Here is a 14,294-nt window from a genome sequence, read left to right as displayed (position 1 = left end):
AGGAATGCCAGAGTGCATAATGCATTTATGATAGGCCAGAAGATTGAAAGGGGATGTTATGGCCAAAGCGATGTCCATACAGGCAACCTATCAAACAGGAATGCAGTTTGACGTTACTTCTGGTTCCGGCCACCATGTCATAGTGGATAACGTCATCTTGCCGGGTGACCAGCATGTTGGCTTCAGCCCGATGGAAATGCTGCTGGTGGCGCTCGCGGGCTGCACCGGCATCAACGTGATCTCAATCCTGCAAAAGAAACAACAACAGGTCACCGCCTACGAAATGCGCGTCAATGGTATTTTGACCGAGCAGTTTCCCAAAATATTTGTAGAAATCAGCGTCGAGCATTTCATCACCGGGCCTCATGTAAAACCGGAGGCGGTAGCGCGGGCCATCGAACTTTCAGAAACGCGCTACTGTGGTGTCAGCATCATGCTCAGCAAAACGGCCAAAATCAACCACACGTTCCAGATCAGAGAGATTGCGCAGCAGTCGAATTTGCCGGGTGGCCAGTAGAGGCCACCCTTTCTCAACTATGCTGTCTCGTCGACGGTCTCAAAGCGCTCAGCCGTATATTGCAGGTGGCGGCCAAGCTCCTCGCCTTGCTGTGATAGGCGAACCGCGAGCGAGCGCCATTCCTGAAACAATTCCTCAAAACGCTGGCGGCTGATCCCCTGCCAGTCGCTCTCAAGCTGGGCAATACCGCCATGGATTTGCGGCATAATTTGATTCTGGATTTGCTCATCGAGCTGCACGAAGATTTGACCGAGATGGCGCATCACATCGGTATTTACATGAATATTTGACATTGCGTACCGTACTCCTTTCCCTGTAGGAAAAACAGAATTTGTCTTGACTCGATCCACATGCTTCAACAACGCCCGGCAAACAAACATATCTCAACGTATGTCGTCGTATCTTCTGTGTTTGCCTGCTTATATGCAATATAATTGTCCGCTCAATTTGCTTATGCACACATACTTATATGCTTATACATCCGGGCCAGGCAAAAGCCTCAGCAACCTCTTGACACAAGCCATAAAGGCAGGTATGCTTGTAGTAGATAATAATGACCAATCGCCCAATTTAAAAACCTGCATAAGCCGGGGAGAGAGAGTATATGCCAAAAATTGTAGACCAGCAGACACGCGAAGCGACTCGCAAACGCATCATTCGTGAGGCCGCAGCAGAATTTGCTCGCCTGGGATTTGAACAGGCCAATATCAACACTATCGCTGAGCAGGCAGGCATTGGCAAGGGAACCATCTACCTGTACTTCGAGAACAAACGCGACCTCTTTCTCGCCATGCTGCGCCAGATCGCGCACTCGCACCTGGCCTCAATTCGCGCAGCTCTTGCCGGTGACGGAAATCTCCATGCACGCCTGAAACGTCTTTTCCTGGCTTTCGTGCAGCTCGCCAATGAGGATGCCGATAGCTTCAATGTCCATATGAGTACTTTATATGGTGTTAACCGCGCTTTTAAAGCTGAAGCAACAAAGCTCCTGCGCGACTATATCGCCGTCATCGCCCTGACACTCGAAGAGAGCAGGATACGTGGTGAAATTGAATCTACTGATATAGAGGCTACCGCATTGATGGTATTAACATTGACCGAGTCATATGTACTTTCTGCTAATGCGCTGGGCCAATCATTGCACGAAATGACGCAACAGGCGAATCGTGTTGCCGATATGATCCTGCACGGGATTGGAGTATCCTCTCCCTGAGGCAAGCGGCGATATTTTTTTAACCCTTTTTATGACCGACCGCCCACTCATTTATGGATGTGCTAGTAGCAAAGAAGAATGGAGTAAAGACTTGAGGGGAGAGACTATGATTTATTCAGCAATCATCACTTTTTTCCGGCGGCTCTTTCACCTGCGACGCACGGCCCGCAGCTTCGAGAGCCCGCGCTATCTGCTCAAATGGCTGCTGCTCAGTACCCTGATCGGTTTAGTTGCCGGGCTGGGTGCTATCGCTTTCTTCGCATCAATCCACTTCACCACCCAGGTCCTCTTAGGGAACATTGTGGGGTATCTCCCGCCGAATCCTGCCGGTGAGGGAACCATGACCGCGATACCATTCTGGTCGGCTGCTCGTCCCTGGCTGCTGCCGGTTATCACTACCGCCGGTGGTTTAGTGGCGGGCATCATCGTATTCACCCTGGCGCCGGAAGCGGAAGGACACGGTACCGATGCCGCCATAGCTGCATTTCACCAGGGCAAGCCTATCCGCGCTCGTATCCCCTTGATCAAGCTGGTTGCCTCAGCCATCACTATTGGTTCCGGCGGGTCGGCGGGTCGCGAGGGTCCATCGGCACAAATCAGCGCCGGGTTCGGTTCGCTCTTAGGCACCTGGTTACACCTTGATTCACAGGATCGTCGCCTGGCGATTGCCACAGGCATTGGCTCCGGCATTGGCGCCATCTTCCGCGCCCCACTTGGTGGTGCTGTGCTCGCCGCTGAAATTCTCTATAAGCATGACCTGGAGATCGAAGCAATTATCCCTGCGCTTATGGCAGCCATCGTAGGATACAGCGTCTTCGGTCTCTGGTCGGGCTGGAATCCTATCTTCGGAACACAGGGCAACCTGGCATTTACCTCGCCCCCGCAATTGCTCTACTACGTTGTGCTCGGGCTGATCTGCGGGCTGGTTGGAGTTTTGTACGCGCGAGGCTTCTATGGCATCACGCATTTCTTTCATAAGATTCCTTTGCCCAACTGGATCAAACCGGCTATCGGCGGACTCTGCGTGGGGTTGATTGGACTGGTCATTCCACAGGCCCTGGGTATGGGATATGGATGGGTAAATATCAGTATGGGGCCAGGCCTATTTAACATTCCTCTCTGGGTACTTCTGGCTTTGCCATTTGCCAAGATTATAACAACCGGCCTGTCAATCGGTTCCGGCGGTTCCGGCGGTATTTTTGGCCCCGGTATGGTAATCGGCGGCTTTCTGGGCGCAATGGTCTGGCGCGTTTCCTATCACCTGCTGCCGGGGCTTCCTGCGACCCCCGCTCCATTCGTCATTGTAGGTATGATGGCGCTTTTCGGTGGCATTGCCCACGCGCCGTTAGCGGTGATGCTGATGGTTGCCGAGATGACCGGCAACCTTTCCATGCTTGCCCCGGCTATGATTGCCGTTGGTATCTCCTCCATTATCGTCGGTGAAAACACCATCTACACCAGCCAGGTAGATACCCGCGCGGATTCGCCTGCTCACCGCTTGCAACTCTCTTTCCCCTTGCTTTCTACCCTGACAGTCAGGCAGGCGATGGTGAAGGCCGGGCTGATCTTCTCACCCACACAAACAGTGGCAGAGGCAGAGAAAATGCTGGAGGGCCGCGTGGAGAGTGGCGCGCCCGTCATTGGTCCGCTCGGAGGTCTGAAAGGCGTACTTACCGTTGCCGATATTCAACGCATACCCCTCAATGAGCGCGACCAATGTAAGGTCGCGGAAGCAATGAATAAAGGGGTGTTCGTTATTCATGCCGATGACACGCTTGACGCTGCACTGGAACAGCTTACCAGCCATCGCATCAGCTGGGCGCCCGTCGTCGATCTCGAAGTACATCCCGAGGGGCCGCATGTGATAGGAATCCTCTCGGCCAGCGACATCATGCGCGCATATCGCGAGACCCTGGCAAAATCCTCCCGCCGCATGCGCGGAGTGGTTGAAGGAACGGTAATGATCGAGGTGAAAATCGAACCAGGTATGCGCATCGCCGACCGCCCGCTGCGCGAGGCGCATCTTCCGATTGAAAGCCTCGTCGTCTCGATTCGCAGGCAGGACGAACTGATTTTCCCCCGTGGCAGTGCCGTCATTAAACCCGGCGATGTGGTTACCTTCCTTGTCAGTCCGGCAGGAGAAGAGCGTTTGCAGCAATACCTCGCGGAAAGAGAAAAACTGGCAGCAGCCGTCCAGCGGGAGCCAACCACAAGCAAAACGGCATAGCTACATGCCTGAAGGAGCGGTAGAGATGTAAAGCATTTCAAGCTCTGCCACTCTTTTTCAGATCTTTTCTAAATCGATCAAAGACGGAGACTCTGCCAGGGGCCGATTGACACCGGCATTCATTTTCTGACATAATAACTGTGGTGATGCCGTCTGAACGAAAGGCGTCAGAAACTTTGCTCAAGGAGCAGTCCCGGTTATGCAACAAATGCCTGCAAAAGAAGAAATGGAGCGCGACTACCACGCCGGTTATGCACGCGTTATGTGGTTCGCCGAACAGGCCCGCTTACGCGGCTGGCGCTTAACCGACCGGCAGCTGATTCATGAAATCATCCAGCGTGAACGAGCCGCCCAGATTCGCGAGAAAAGTTCTTTACCCGTTGTCGGCCCAGGCATACGCTCGGCTGCTTATAATCGCGGCCAGGCCGACGCCTTGCGCGCTATTCTACGAGAGCAGCGCGAGAAACGCTGATCATTTGCTCTCACATTTCCTGATCACAGCAGGCCTATCTTCCTGTTAGCTGCATTCCTACTCGTTTCCCCTCTTTCTGCTGCTATCTCTATATTTGTATAAAATTCATTGATAAATTGTCGCGCTTAATTGCATGTTTATTTTTGTGAAACTCATGTGTTATTTACACAAGATTTTCTACTGAATTTTGATTGTTCAGTTGACAATTTATCAAATATATTTTATAAATCAGAATGGCACGGGGAAAACGAGGAAGGGGTACTTCCTCGCAGAACAAAAGTTGATAAGGGGGGAACGAACCATGAAAACTGTAATGAGATTCACACTTCTACTCGTCTCCGTATTTTTGTTGATGCTGACAGCAGTAACATCTCCAGTTCTTGCTTCCAGCAAAGTTACGTCTAGTAGTGGCGTATTGCCCGCAGTGGCACATGGATCGGCTTACGCGGGATATTTGAAGGTCCCAAAGGGCGGGCATATAGCAAGTGTAGGGCCGCTCTTCCCTGTAGGCCTGGGATGTAATACATCATCGAAGACCGTCAGTGCCACGGCGGGTTCTTTATCGCTAAGTGGGTTCGCCACATCCGGCTCGCTCGTCGATAAAGTCACGACAAACTATTCGATGTCAACAGTCAGCGTTCAGGCAAGCTCTGATGTGCAAAATGTCAATGTGCTTTCGGGTCTGATTAGCGCTGACGAAGTAGACGCTGTCGCAGCGAGCACAGCTACAAGCTCAAGCGCTTCGAGCTCGAACAATTCAACCTTTACGAACCTGGTGGTTCTGGGCAATCACATTAACGGCACTCCTGCTCCCAATACAAAGATCACACTTCCCGGTTTAGGTTACGTCATTTTGAACGAGCAGGTTGGTCCTGTGAATCACCATACCCAGACGCACATCTCGGTAACAGCTATCGACGTAGTTGTGACTACAACTAATGGCTTCAATCTACCCATCGGCACCCACATTCTCATCGCGCATGCTGAAAGTGGTATTACGGTTCTCAGTTTCCCGGCAATCGTTGGTGCCAGGGCTTACGGCCTGCTTACCTACGACAAGATCGACAGAAATTTTGTCAAGAGCGGGCCTTTTGCGAACGTATCGATTGGTTGCTCTGGCGGTAACAAGACGAACAGCGTGGCGAGCGTCACGGTGCCGGTCATAGGAAGTACCGGAACAATCACGGATACCGCGTTCGGAAAAATCCAACCCGCAGGGGGGAACGCCAACAGCTCATCTACAGTCGAGCAACTGGACCTGCTCAGTGGCCTCATCTCGGCTGACACCGTTATGAGCAGCACAAAGACGGCTTTTAGCACTTCGGGATCTGCCTCTGCCACCACCAGCCTGGTTAACGCGGTGGTAAACGGTGTACCGATTTCAGCTAATCCGGCACCCAATACGAGGATTGATATCGCAGGACTTGGCTACGTTATCGTGAACGAGCAAACGCTCAAAGTCACATCATCGCGTGCCTCTGCCTCGGTGAACGCCTTCGATGTTGTTGTCACCGCAAACAACTCGTATGGCCTTCCCATAGGAGTACACATCATCATTGCGCATGCCGACTCTCACGTGAACACCTTCTAATCGTGAATCACCATTCGTGGTGAGTAGTAATCCTCTGTGCGAGCTATAAGACGAACGCCGGACATGTTTAGATTGCCTGGCGTTCGTACTTCGTGGCATACCGATTCTCCATCTTGAATGTTTAGGAAAGAAGTAATCAGTAGTTAATCATTTCTTCCCTCTACGTCCAGGTATATACCTGCATCAAACTCAAACCTGGAAATACTTCATGGACGGGTTATGGCTAGAATAGTAACGATCATCAATTTCAAGGGTGGTGTTGGGAAAACAACCACGGCAGTTGAACTATCTGTCTCTCTGACAAAATACTTTGGACGCAGAACGCTGCTCGTCGATCTCGACCCGCAGGCCAGCGCCACCTTCTATGTGATGGAGCAGGAACGTTGGAAACAGTGGAAAGACAGCAACGGCACCACTTATAACATCTTCGAGCAAAGCAACAGGCGCTTCTCCATTCGCAATGCCATCGTTCCAGATGTCATCCAGGGGAAAGCGCCTATCTTCGGCTTCGACCTGCTGCCATCGCATCCCGATCTCGTCGACGTAGACCTGCGCCTGGCGGATTTCATCGGCTACAACGTCCTGCAGCGTCACCTTGATGATATTCGCGACGAGTACGATTACATTATCTGTGATTGTCCTCCGAATTTTAATCCGGTGACAAAGAATGCATTATGGGCCAGCGATGCCTATGTGGTTCCAACCGTGCCGGATTTCCTCTCAACCTACGGTATTGGCCTGTTACAGCGCTCGGTCAACAAACTCTTCGCTTCAGTACCACGTGGCGCAACATTCAGCGGCCCGGTACTTGGCGGCATCATACTGACTCGCATCAAGGCGAATACGCGGCTGCACACTGACTATTGCAACCAGGTCTATTACGAATATCCCGGCAAAGTGTTCAAGCATACGATCAGCGATAGTATCGTTGTTGCCGCTGCCGCCGACGGCCACCTGCCCATCAGCGCCCTCTACTCCACCAACGAGTACCAGGGGAAATTACAACGCCAATTCCAGGACGTTGCCGGAGAATTTATCTCGCGCATCCATCACTTCCACTCGCAAAGAATCCGGGAAGCCAGTCGATTTGAATAATACGTGAATATGAGGAGCCACTTATGAAAACGCGTCTCACCATCTCCGAGCTTGAACAGATGAAAACACACGAACTCGCCGATCTGCTTGCCAACGTCGTCCTCCTGCTCCGCCGTATGCCAGATGTCGAATGCGGGCAACTCACCCAGCATGTTGCACCACTCGAAGACTTCAGCCAGCCTGAACTTCCCCCACAATCCATAGCAGAGATGTCTTTTACCGAAAGCGAACTGAACAAGAAAAAAGTAGATGAGCTAAAAACGATTGCCAGGGGTATGAATCTTTCAACTGCCGGCAAAAAAGCTGACCTGCTGAAGAGGATACTGACAAGGGCGAGAGGCGGCAAGAGCGAGCAGTTCGCGATCCAGGATGTGTAGATAGATCAACAGGTTGAAAGTCTATAAAAACCATGATTCCTTCCGTCTCTTCCTATATCTTGCTACTGCGCCAGCACTACAATATAATGGCCTACGGAGGATACACTTTATGCATTGATCGGTAATTTGCTGCGCTTCCAAATCATAGTGCAGAGAGGAGTCGCACTTGCCAACAGAAGAGGTAATTCAGAACGCTGGCTCCGTCTGGTTCCTCACAGGCCCTCTGCGAGGCAACTCCTATCCCATGATGGGCCATAGCATCACCCTTGGCAGCGATCCAGGCAACGATATCGTCATCAGCAATGATCCCGCTATCGCGCCATTTCATGCCCGCCTGCTCCGCAAAAACGGAATCTGGCATATCGAAAAACACCCTCAAGCCAGCGCGCTCATCGTCAACAAAAGTCCTATCACTGCAAGCACTCTTGGCGATCATACCCTTGTGGAAATAGGCACAGATACATCCTTCCTCATCTCTCTTCATCGCCAGGAGCAAAAAGAACCATCTGATACGCTTACACTGCAAGCACCAACAGCACGCTCATTAAGGCCGGAAGCTAACGCGACTCAACTGGCAGTATCTCCCGGCACCAGGCTAGATGAGACGGAAATAGCGCCCCTCTCCTCTCTCGGCCTACCAACCATTGAAATCAGCAGCAATGCTTTCAGTAACAGGCAGGTCTACGTACTCGATAAACCGGTTACCAGTATCGGGAGGAGCAGCAGCAACGACATAGCCATACCCGCCCAGTGCGTCTCAGCTCAGCATATGCAAATTGTTCGCGAGGGCAACCAGTTCGTCCTGATCCATCCACATCAGGAGCGTGAGAAAACCCTCAACGGACTCCTCTATCAGGGCCGCAAAATCCGTGGCGATGAACACTTCCGAAAAGTGCTCACCCAGGGAGATATCTTCCGTATTGGCAACGAGAATGGCACTTTCGTCACCATTACCTATCATGACCGAAAAAGCGAGACAGAGGACGAATTGCCGCCGGTACGCCCGATCAGCCTGCGTAACGCGGAAGTAACCATTGGAAGACTCCCAGATAATGAAGTCGTGCTGGCGCATCCCCAGGTTTCCGCCCATCATGCGCGCCTGCTACGAGAGGGCGGAACCTACCGCATCATCGACCTGAATAGCACGAATCACATCTACGTCAACGGTCAACAGGCCACAAACCACCTGCTCAGAATGAGCGATGAAATTCGTATTGGCCCTTACCGGCTCATCTTCGAAGGCAACCAGCTCGCTCAGTACGACGAAAGTAATTTCATTCGCCTCGACGCACTCAACCTCAAAAAATATGGCCATAACCGCACGACCCTGCTCAACAACATCTCCCTCTCCATTGCGCCGCGTAAATTCGTCGCCATCGTTGGAGGTTCCGGCGCCGGAAAATCCACCCTGCTTGGCGCATTGAGCGGCCTGCGGCCGGCGGATGACGGCCAGGTGCTTTACAATGGACAGGATTATTACCGCAACCTCGCGGCTTTCAGCGCCCAGATCGGCTACGTCCCCCAGGATGATATCGTCCACCGTGACCTGACCGTTGAACGCGCGCTCTATTATGCGGCAAAGATGCGCCTGCCGAAAGACTTCACACACGAACAAATACAGCAGCGTATCGAAGAAGTACTGGAAGATGTAGAGATAGCGGAGAGGCGCAACCTGCTCATCAGAAAACTCTCGGGTGGCCAGCGCAAACGTGTTTCTATCGCCCTGGAATTACTGGCCAATCCCCCACTCTTTTTCCTCGACGAGCCCACCTCTGGTCTTGACCCCGGACTGGATCGGAAGATGATGTTCCTTTTGCGCAAGCTCGCCGATAAAGGACATACCATTATCCTGGTTACCCATGCCACGAGCAACATCAGTACCTGCGACTACGTCTGTTTTCTGGCCCAGGGTGGGCTTCTCGCTTACTTCGGGCCTCCCGACCAGGCAAAGATTTTCTTCAATAGAGATGATTTCGCGGAAATTTATAGCAATCTTGAAGCTACCGAAGAGAATAGAGACATCCCTGAAGAGGCCGAGCTGCACTTCCGCACCTCCAAAGATTATCAAACCTACGTGGCGCAACCTCTGCGCGATGTAAAAGAACCAACGGGCAAGGTCGCAATTTCAGCCCCAAAAAAGCCAAAAGCAACACAAGGAAAGCGTTCGAAACGCGGCAATCCCTGGAAGCAATTTATCCTGCTCAGCATGCGCCATGTTGAATTGCTCAAAAATAATGCCAGCAACCTCAGCATCCTGCTCCTGCAAGCTCCTCTGGTCGCGCTGCTGCTCATGCTCCTGGTTCGATTCGAAATCGGAGGCGGCATTCTCAGTCCTGGCAATATTGTCCAATGCCAGACGGAGATCATCACCTCCTCGGGTCCACTTGCGCTTCCTAATATCTCTACACTGCCTCCCACGGTAGATTGCAGTCAAATCGTCACGTTTCTCAATACCGATCCTGATGGTATGCAGTATGCCCAGGCACATGGCGGCACAAATCAGGCTCTGCAAAATTTTATCGTTCCCGCCGATAGTGGCGATGCGCAACGCGTCATCTTCCTCATCAGTTTCTTCGCCGTGCTGTTCGGTACCATCAATGGGACGCGTGAGATTGTGAAAGAGGCCGCGATTTATCAGCGCGAGCGGGCCGTCAATCTCGGCATCGTGCCCTACCTGCTTTCTAAAATAACAGTATTGGGTATACTGGCTCTGCTCCAAAGCGCTTCAATGCTCCTCATTTTGTATGCCTTTGAACCATTTTCGCAAAGCGTCTTCCTGCAACCATTCATAGAGACATATATCACACTCGCGCTTGCCGCAATAGCCGGAGTGATACTCGGATTGCTGATCTCGGCAGCTTCACCCAACGATGACACAGCGAATAGCCTGCTCCCCATCGTTATCATTCCACAGGTCATCTTTGCCGGCTCCATCATTCCACTGAAGGACTGGTTCACGCAGGGAATGGCCGCGCTTTTCCCATCGCGCTGGGCTTTGACGGCCCTCGGCACCTCGTTTGGCTTACATAGCGACAAGATCGACGGCGGCAAACTCTTTGGTAATGACCCTACCTATCACGGGACGCTGTATTCTATCTACACGCAGGCAGATGGAATACAGCGTATCGCACTCGCCTGGATCGCTCTTGCCGCCACCATCCTCGTTCTTACCGCCCTTACCGGCATATTCCTGAAACGAAAGGATGTGCGAGGATAATATCTTCCCTGTAGGGACAGTGCCTGTCCTCTTCGGAGCTGCCAACAAAAATGCTATAATGAGGCCACAAAAACATATGAGGAACGAAAAGCAACATGCAATCTGAAACATCTACACCATCGACCTACAAAGGGCCAACACCCGGCTCGCCCGAACACATACAGGCCATCCTGGCCGAACTGCACCGGCTCTATCCCGATGCCAGATGCAGTCTTAACTTTTCGAACCCGCTCGAATTGCTCATCGCTACGCAGCTTTCCGCGCAATGTACCGACGAGCGCGTTAATATGGTCACCACTGATCTCTTCCGTAAGTATTGCCACGTCGAAGATTACGCTCGCGTGAGCCAGGAAGAACTGGAGCAGGATATTCGCTCAACCGGCTTCTATCGCAATAAAGCCAGAAATATTCGCGCCGCCGCCCAACGCATCATCACCGACTTCGGAGGCGAGGTCCCTCGTACTATGGCCGAATTGCTCACCCTGCCCGGCGTCGCCCGCAAAACCGCTAACGTCGTCCTGGGCAACGCTTTTGGCATCGTCGAGGGAATCGTCGTCGATACGCATGTTGGTCGCCTCGTGCGGCGTTTCGGCTGGACCATCAACGAAGACCCCGTCAAAGTTGAACAGGACCTCATGAAGATTGTTCCTCGAGAGGACTGGTTGAACCTCTCGCACATGTTGATCTATCATGGGCGCGCCATCTGTCTCGCTCGCAAACCCCTCTGTGAGGAGTGCGCATTGAACGATCTCTGCCCCTCCGCCTTTATCGCCAAATCCGGCCTCGTTTATATGCCTGAATCTGGCCGGTAAGAAAAAAGGTCGTTCAGTCGCCCACCAGTTCGGCATGTGCTAGCTTCATATATATGCCCTGCTGTTCAGGCGGCAGCATTTCCGCAATGCGCGTCATAATATCATTTGTTAGCATCTGCAGGCCAACCTTGCGTGAAACGCCATCCGGCAGTCTCGGCACGAAAGGCTCGCCAACCTGTACCTGTACGCGCGGCAAGAAATGACGCAACGAACGCAGGACCGGGCGCGTCCCTATGTTCGCTACAGGCAGCACGGTTGCGCCAGAGCGAATAGCCAGCATCGCAGCACCCGCACGGGCGGGCATCATCCGCCCTCCTCGCTCAACCGCCCCTTCAGGAAATACAACGACAGCCCGCCCCTCCTTCAAATAGACCAGGCCCTTTTCCAGCGCAACACGGTCACTCTCGCCTCGATGTACCGGTATCTGGCCGGTCATGGAACAGAGCAGGCCAACCAGAGGCCAGCGAAAAAGTTCAGACTTGGCAAAAAACCAGACTCGCCTCGGAACCACAACACCCAACAGCATCGGATCGTACCAGCTTGGATGATTCGCAACGATCAGCAGCGCGCCATCCACCGGCACGCGCTCTCGACCATGTATCTCATAACGACAAGCGAAATGGGTCACCACCCAGATAAATCTACGCAAGAAACGATACAGCATTTCATATCCTTACACACAACGCGCCCATCAGAATTTCGGCGTCGAAACGGATCGCACAGAATGTCTCACCATCCATTTGCGCATTGACCGGCTTCTGGCTCTCAATATGCACCACCTTTGCCCGGCAACAGCCAATCTCCGGAACATGCTTCTCTTGATGTTGACCCTTCTGCACCACCGGCAACAACTGTAAAGCCCTCAGCAAAGATGTATATCTGATAAAACAGACATCAAAAAGACCATCCGTATGATCCGCGCTGGGATTGATGCGGAAACCGGCGCCGTATGTCGGCCCATTGGTTACTGCCAGCAAAACATATCGCCCCTCCTGCTTCTGACAGTCAGGCGCTTGTTCACCCCCATCAAGCGTGAAAGATAACCATGGACAGCGATGATATCCAAACAACAATTGTTTCAACGTCGAAATATAATATAGCCTCGATCCAGACATTAGAGGGTATTTCTTCAGGCGATTGGCCGCAACAGCAATATCGGCGTCCAGGCCCACGCTGAACGAATTGACAAAATATCGCTCGTTTACTCGCCCTGCATCCACGTCTACCGATTGGCCGTGAAAGGCTCGCTCTACTGCCTGAACCGGGTCTCGCGGCAAACGCAGCGTATTCCAGGCGAAATCATTGCCCGAACCTGCCGCCACAATCCCCAGCGGAACGCGCCTTCCGGCAGCGAGTATGCCATTGACGACCTCATGCACAGTACCATCACCACCAACCACGACAATGGGGCGATCCTTCCTGGCCGCTTCCAGAGCGAATTCCTTCGCCTGCCATGCTTGCGTCGTCTCCACATAATGGGCCCGTTCCTTTTGCGCGCGCTCCTGCACAATTGAACGATGATATTCCATTTTACCACGATTAGCGGCGGGATTAAGGATCACAACGGCATTCCGGGTTGATGGTGAAGCTGTCTCCATATCAGGTCTCCTTCCCTGGACATCGCATTTCTTAAAAATTGTATCACAGGGATGGGTGCTCAACAATTAGAATTTTATCGCTTTTTCCATTGAATTTTGCCAATCAACAAGCTATAGTTTGATGGGAAGAAAAATACCGGTATTGCTAAGCTCGAAGCGGCTTTACGACGTTCAGTGATAGAAGCCTGGCAGGTTATGGAAAATTTAGAAGCTTCACAACCCGTTTAAAGGACATAGTCATATGGATCATTTCCATTCTCACTATAAACAAGAGATATTTCAGCATGCTCCAGGGGTATCCCAACGGGAAAAACTGTTGCGCGTGCTCATCGTCGATGACCATGAAATTTTCCGGCATGGTTTGCGAGACCTCATCAACAGGATACAGCGATTTCAGGTCGTTGCCGAAGCCGGTTCAAGCACAGCCGCCCTTGCGGTAGCCGCGAGTACGTCCCTCGATGTGATTTTCATTGACCTCTCCTTACCCGGCGAAAGCGGGCTTTCAATTATTCCTCAACTCAAACAAGTAAACCCTCATCTCTCCATCATCGTACTCTCCGAGACCATGACCAACGAGACACTGCTAGAAGCCATGTTGAGCGGCGCGGATGGTTATCTCACGAAAGACATCCCCGCGGTTGAAATCATGAACATCCTGCTAGGTTACCTGCAAGGCGCGCCCACAATGCTGCCTGCTGTGGCAAATAACCTTATTCATCAACTCGTCAAAAAATGTAACGAACTTTCATGTCGCGGTGATAGTCTCGAAGGGCAGATTCTTCGCTGCGCTCAGAATGACAGGCTCCGGACACACCCAGGTATATCCGGGACATGTCATTCTTCGCTGCGCTCAGAATCAATTATGCACGACTTAAACAGTACAAAATCGAAAGAACCATTGCTTAGTCCTCTACCTCCTTCCGCAAAGCCCGTTTTCGTTGGCTCTTCCACGACTCCGTTACAAACCCTGACACCTCAGGAAGAGAAGGTTTTTCACCTGATGCGCCAGGGTCAGAGTAATAAAGATATTGCCACTCAGCTCTCCATTTCTCACTACACCGTTGGGAAACATGTGCAGAGCATTTTACGCAAACTGCATGTCAAGAATCGCACCCAGGCCGTCACCTATACCTCATTTGAGGGGGGAGAAAACAGGGGAAACGATGAATAAAGAA

General features: G+C 52.1%; 13 protein-coding genes. 10 read left to right on the top strand and 3 right to left on the bottom strand.

The annotated features are described in order from the left end of the window. The first annotated feature begins 58 nt into the window (after positions 1 to 58). Positions 59 to 517 (top strand): OsmC family protein, encoded by a 459-nt coding sequence (locus VFA09_24565; GenBank protein ID HZU70468.1) that lies wholly within the window; start codon positions 59 to 61, stop codon positions 515 to 517. Positions 518 to 534: 17 nt separating this feature from the next. On the opposite strand, the gene VFA09_24560 is transcribed toward VFA09_24565, so the two are convergent. Then, the gene (locus VFA09_24560) at positions 535 to 810 is read right to left on the bottom strand and encodes a WXG100 family type VII secretion target (protein ID HZU70467.1); all 276 of its coding nucleotides are present in this window, start codon (positions 808 to 810) and stop codon (positions 535 to 537) included. A gap of 311 nt (positions 811 to 1,121) precedes the next feature. On the opposite strand from VFA09_24560, the gene VFA09_24555 reads away from it, so the two are divergent. The 8 genes from VFA09_24555 to nth all read left to right on the top strand — a co-directional run bounded on the left by VFA09_24555 (position 1,122) and on the right by nth (position 11,521). After that, positions 1,122 to 1,730: a TetR/AcrR family transcriptional regulator gene (locus tag VFA09_24555; GenBank protein HZU70466.1), complete on the top strand. Its 609-nt coding sequence runs from the start codon at positions 1,122 to 1,124 to the stop codon at positions 1,728 to 1,730. A 106-nt stretch (positions 1,731 to 1,836) separates the two neighbouring features. Next, a complete protein-coding gene (locus VFA09_24550; GenBank protein HZU70465.1) occupies positions 1,837 to 3,957 on the top strand; it encodes a chloride channel protein in 2,121 nt (706 codons plus the stop codon). A gap of 199 nt (positions 3,958 to 4,156) precedes the next feature. Further along, complete coding sequence (locus VFA09_24545) at positions 4,157 to 4,429, top strand: hypothetical protein (GenBank protein ID HZU70464.1); 273 nt, start codon at positions 4,157 to 4,159, stop codon at positions 4,427 to 4,429. Between the two features lie 301 nt (positions 4,430 to 4,730). Continuing rightward, the gene (locus tag VFA09_24540) at positions 4,731 to 6,020 is read left to right on the top strand and encodes a choice-of-anchor P family protein (GenBank protein ID HZU70463.1); all 1,290 of its coding nucleotides are present in this window, start codon (positions 4,731 to 4,733) and stop codon (positions 6,018 to 6,020) included. Between the two features lie 219 nt (positions 6,021 to 6,239). Next, entirely contained in the window at positions 6,240 to 7,115 is an 876-nt protein-coding gene (locus tag VFA09_24535; GenBank protein ID HZU70462.1) for a ParA family protein, read from the top strand. 23 nt (positions 7,116 to 7,138) lie between these two features. Beyond that, positions 7,139 to 7,492 (top strand): SAP domain-containing protein, encoded by a 354-nt coding sequence (locus tag VFA09_24530; GenBank protein HZU70461.1) that lies wholly within the window; start codon positions 7,139 to 7,141, stop codon positions 7,490 to 7,492. A 166-nt stretch (positions 7,493 to 7,658) separates the two neighbouring features. Continuing rightward, positions 7,659 to 10,709, top strand: coding sequence for an FHA domain-containing protein (locus VFA09_24525; protein HZU70460.1), 3,051 nt, complete (start codon positions 7,659 to 7,661; stop codon positions 10,707 to 10,709). A gap of 95 nt (positions 10,710 to 10,804) precedes the next feature. Then, entirely contained in the window at positions 10,805 to 11,521 is a 717-nt protein-coding gene (gene nth / locus VFA09_24520; protein HZU70459.1) for an endonuclease III, read from the top strand. Between the two features lie 13 nt (positions 11,522 to 11,534). On the opposite strand, the gene VFA09_24515 is transcribed toward nth, so the two are convergent. Beyond that, positions 11,535 to 12,185: a lysophospholipid acyltransferase family protein gene (locus tag VFA09_24515; GenBank protein ID HZU70458.1), complete on the bottom strand. Its 651-nt coding sequence runs from the start codon at positions 12,183 to 12,185 to the stop codon at positions 11,535 to 11,537. 1 nt (position 12,186) lies between these two features. Then, the gene (locus tag VFA09_24510) at positions 12,187 to 13,119 is read right to left on the bottom strand and encodes a diacylglycerol kinase family protein (protein HZU70457.1); all 933 of its coding nucleotides are present in this window, start codon (positions 13,117 to 13,119) and stop codon (positions 12,187 to 12,189) included. Between the two features lie 241 nt (positions 13,120 to 13,360). On the opposite strand from VFA09_24510, the gene VFA09_24505 reads away from it, so the two are divergent. Beyond that, positions 13,361 to 14,290, top strand: a complete 930-nt coding sequence (locus VFA09_24505; protein ID HZU70456.1) for a response regulator transcription factor — start codon at positions 13,361 to 13,363, stop codon at positions 14,288 to 14,290. Positions 14,291 to 14,294: the final 4 nt, after the last annotated feature.

Source organism: Ktedonobacteraceae bacterium (assembly GCA_035653615.1).
GTDB lineage: Bacteria > Chloroflexota > Ktedonobacteria > Ktedonobacterales > Ktedonobacteraceae > DASRBN01.
This window is presented reverse-complemented; position numbering and strand designations above follow the sequence as displayed.

Excerpts from the sequence above, each read along its gene's own strand:
- VFA09_24565 (HZU70468.1), top strand. The coding sequence starts at position 59 with ATGGCCAAAGCGATGTCCATACAGGCAACCTATCAAACAGGAATGCAG.
- VFA09_24560 (HZU70467.1), bottom strand. The coding sequence starts at position 810 with ATGTCAAATATTCATGTAAATACCGATGTGATGCGCCATCTCGGTCAA.
- VFA09_24555 (HZU70466.1), top strand. The coding sequence starts at position 1,122 with ATGCCAAAAATTGTAGACCAGCAGACACGCGAAGCGACTCGCAAACGC.
- VFA09_24550 (HZU70465.1), top strand. The coding sequence starts at position 1,837 with ATGATTTATTCAGCAATCATCACTTTTTTCCGGCGGCTCTTTCACCTG.
- VFA09_24545 (HZU70464.1), top strand. The coding sequence starts at position 4,157 with ATGCAACAAATGCCTGCAAAAGAAGAAATGGAGCGCGACTACCACGCC.
- VFA09_24540 (HZU70463.1), top strand. The coding sequence starts at position 4,731 with ATGAAAACTGTAATGAGATTCACACTTCTACTCGTCTCCGTATTTTTG.
- VFA09_24535 (HZU70462.1), top strand. The coding sequence starts at position 6,240 with ATGGCTAGAATAGTAACGATCATCAATTTCAAGGGTGGTGTTGGGAAA.
- VFA09_24530 (HZU70461.1), top strand. The coding sequence starts at position 7,139 with ATGAAAACGCGTCTCACCATCTCCGAGCTTGAACAGATGAAAACACAC.
- nth (HZU70459.1), top strand. The coding sequence starts at position 10,805 with ATGCAATCTGAAACATCTACACCATCGACCTACAAAGGGCCAACACCC.
- VFA09_24515 (HZU70458.1), bottom strand. The coding sequence starts at position 12,185 with ATGCTGTATCGTTTCTTGCGTAGATTTATCTGGGTGGTGACCCATTTC.
- VFA09_24510 (HZU70457.1), bottom strand. The coding sequence starts at position 13,119 with ATGGAGACAGCTTCACCATCAACCCGGAATGCCGTTGTGATCCTTAAT.
- VFA09_24505 (HZU70456.1), top strand. The coding sequence starts at position 13,361 with ATGGATCATTTCCATTCTCACTATAAACAAGAGATATTTCAGCATGCT.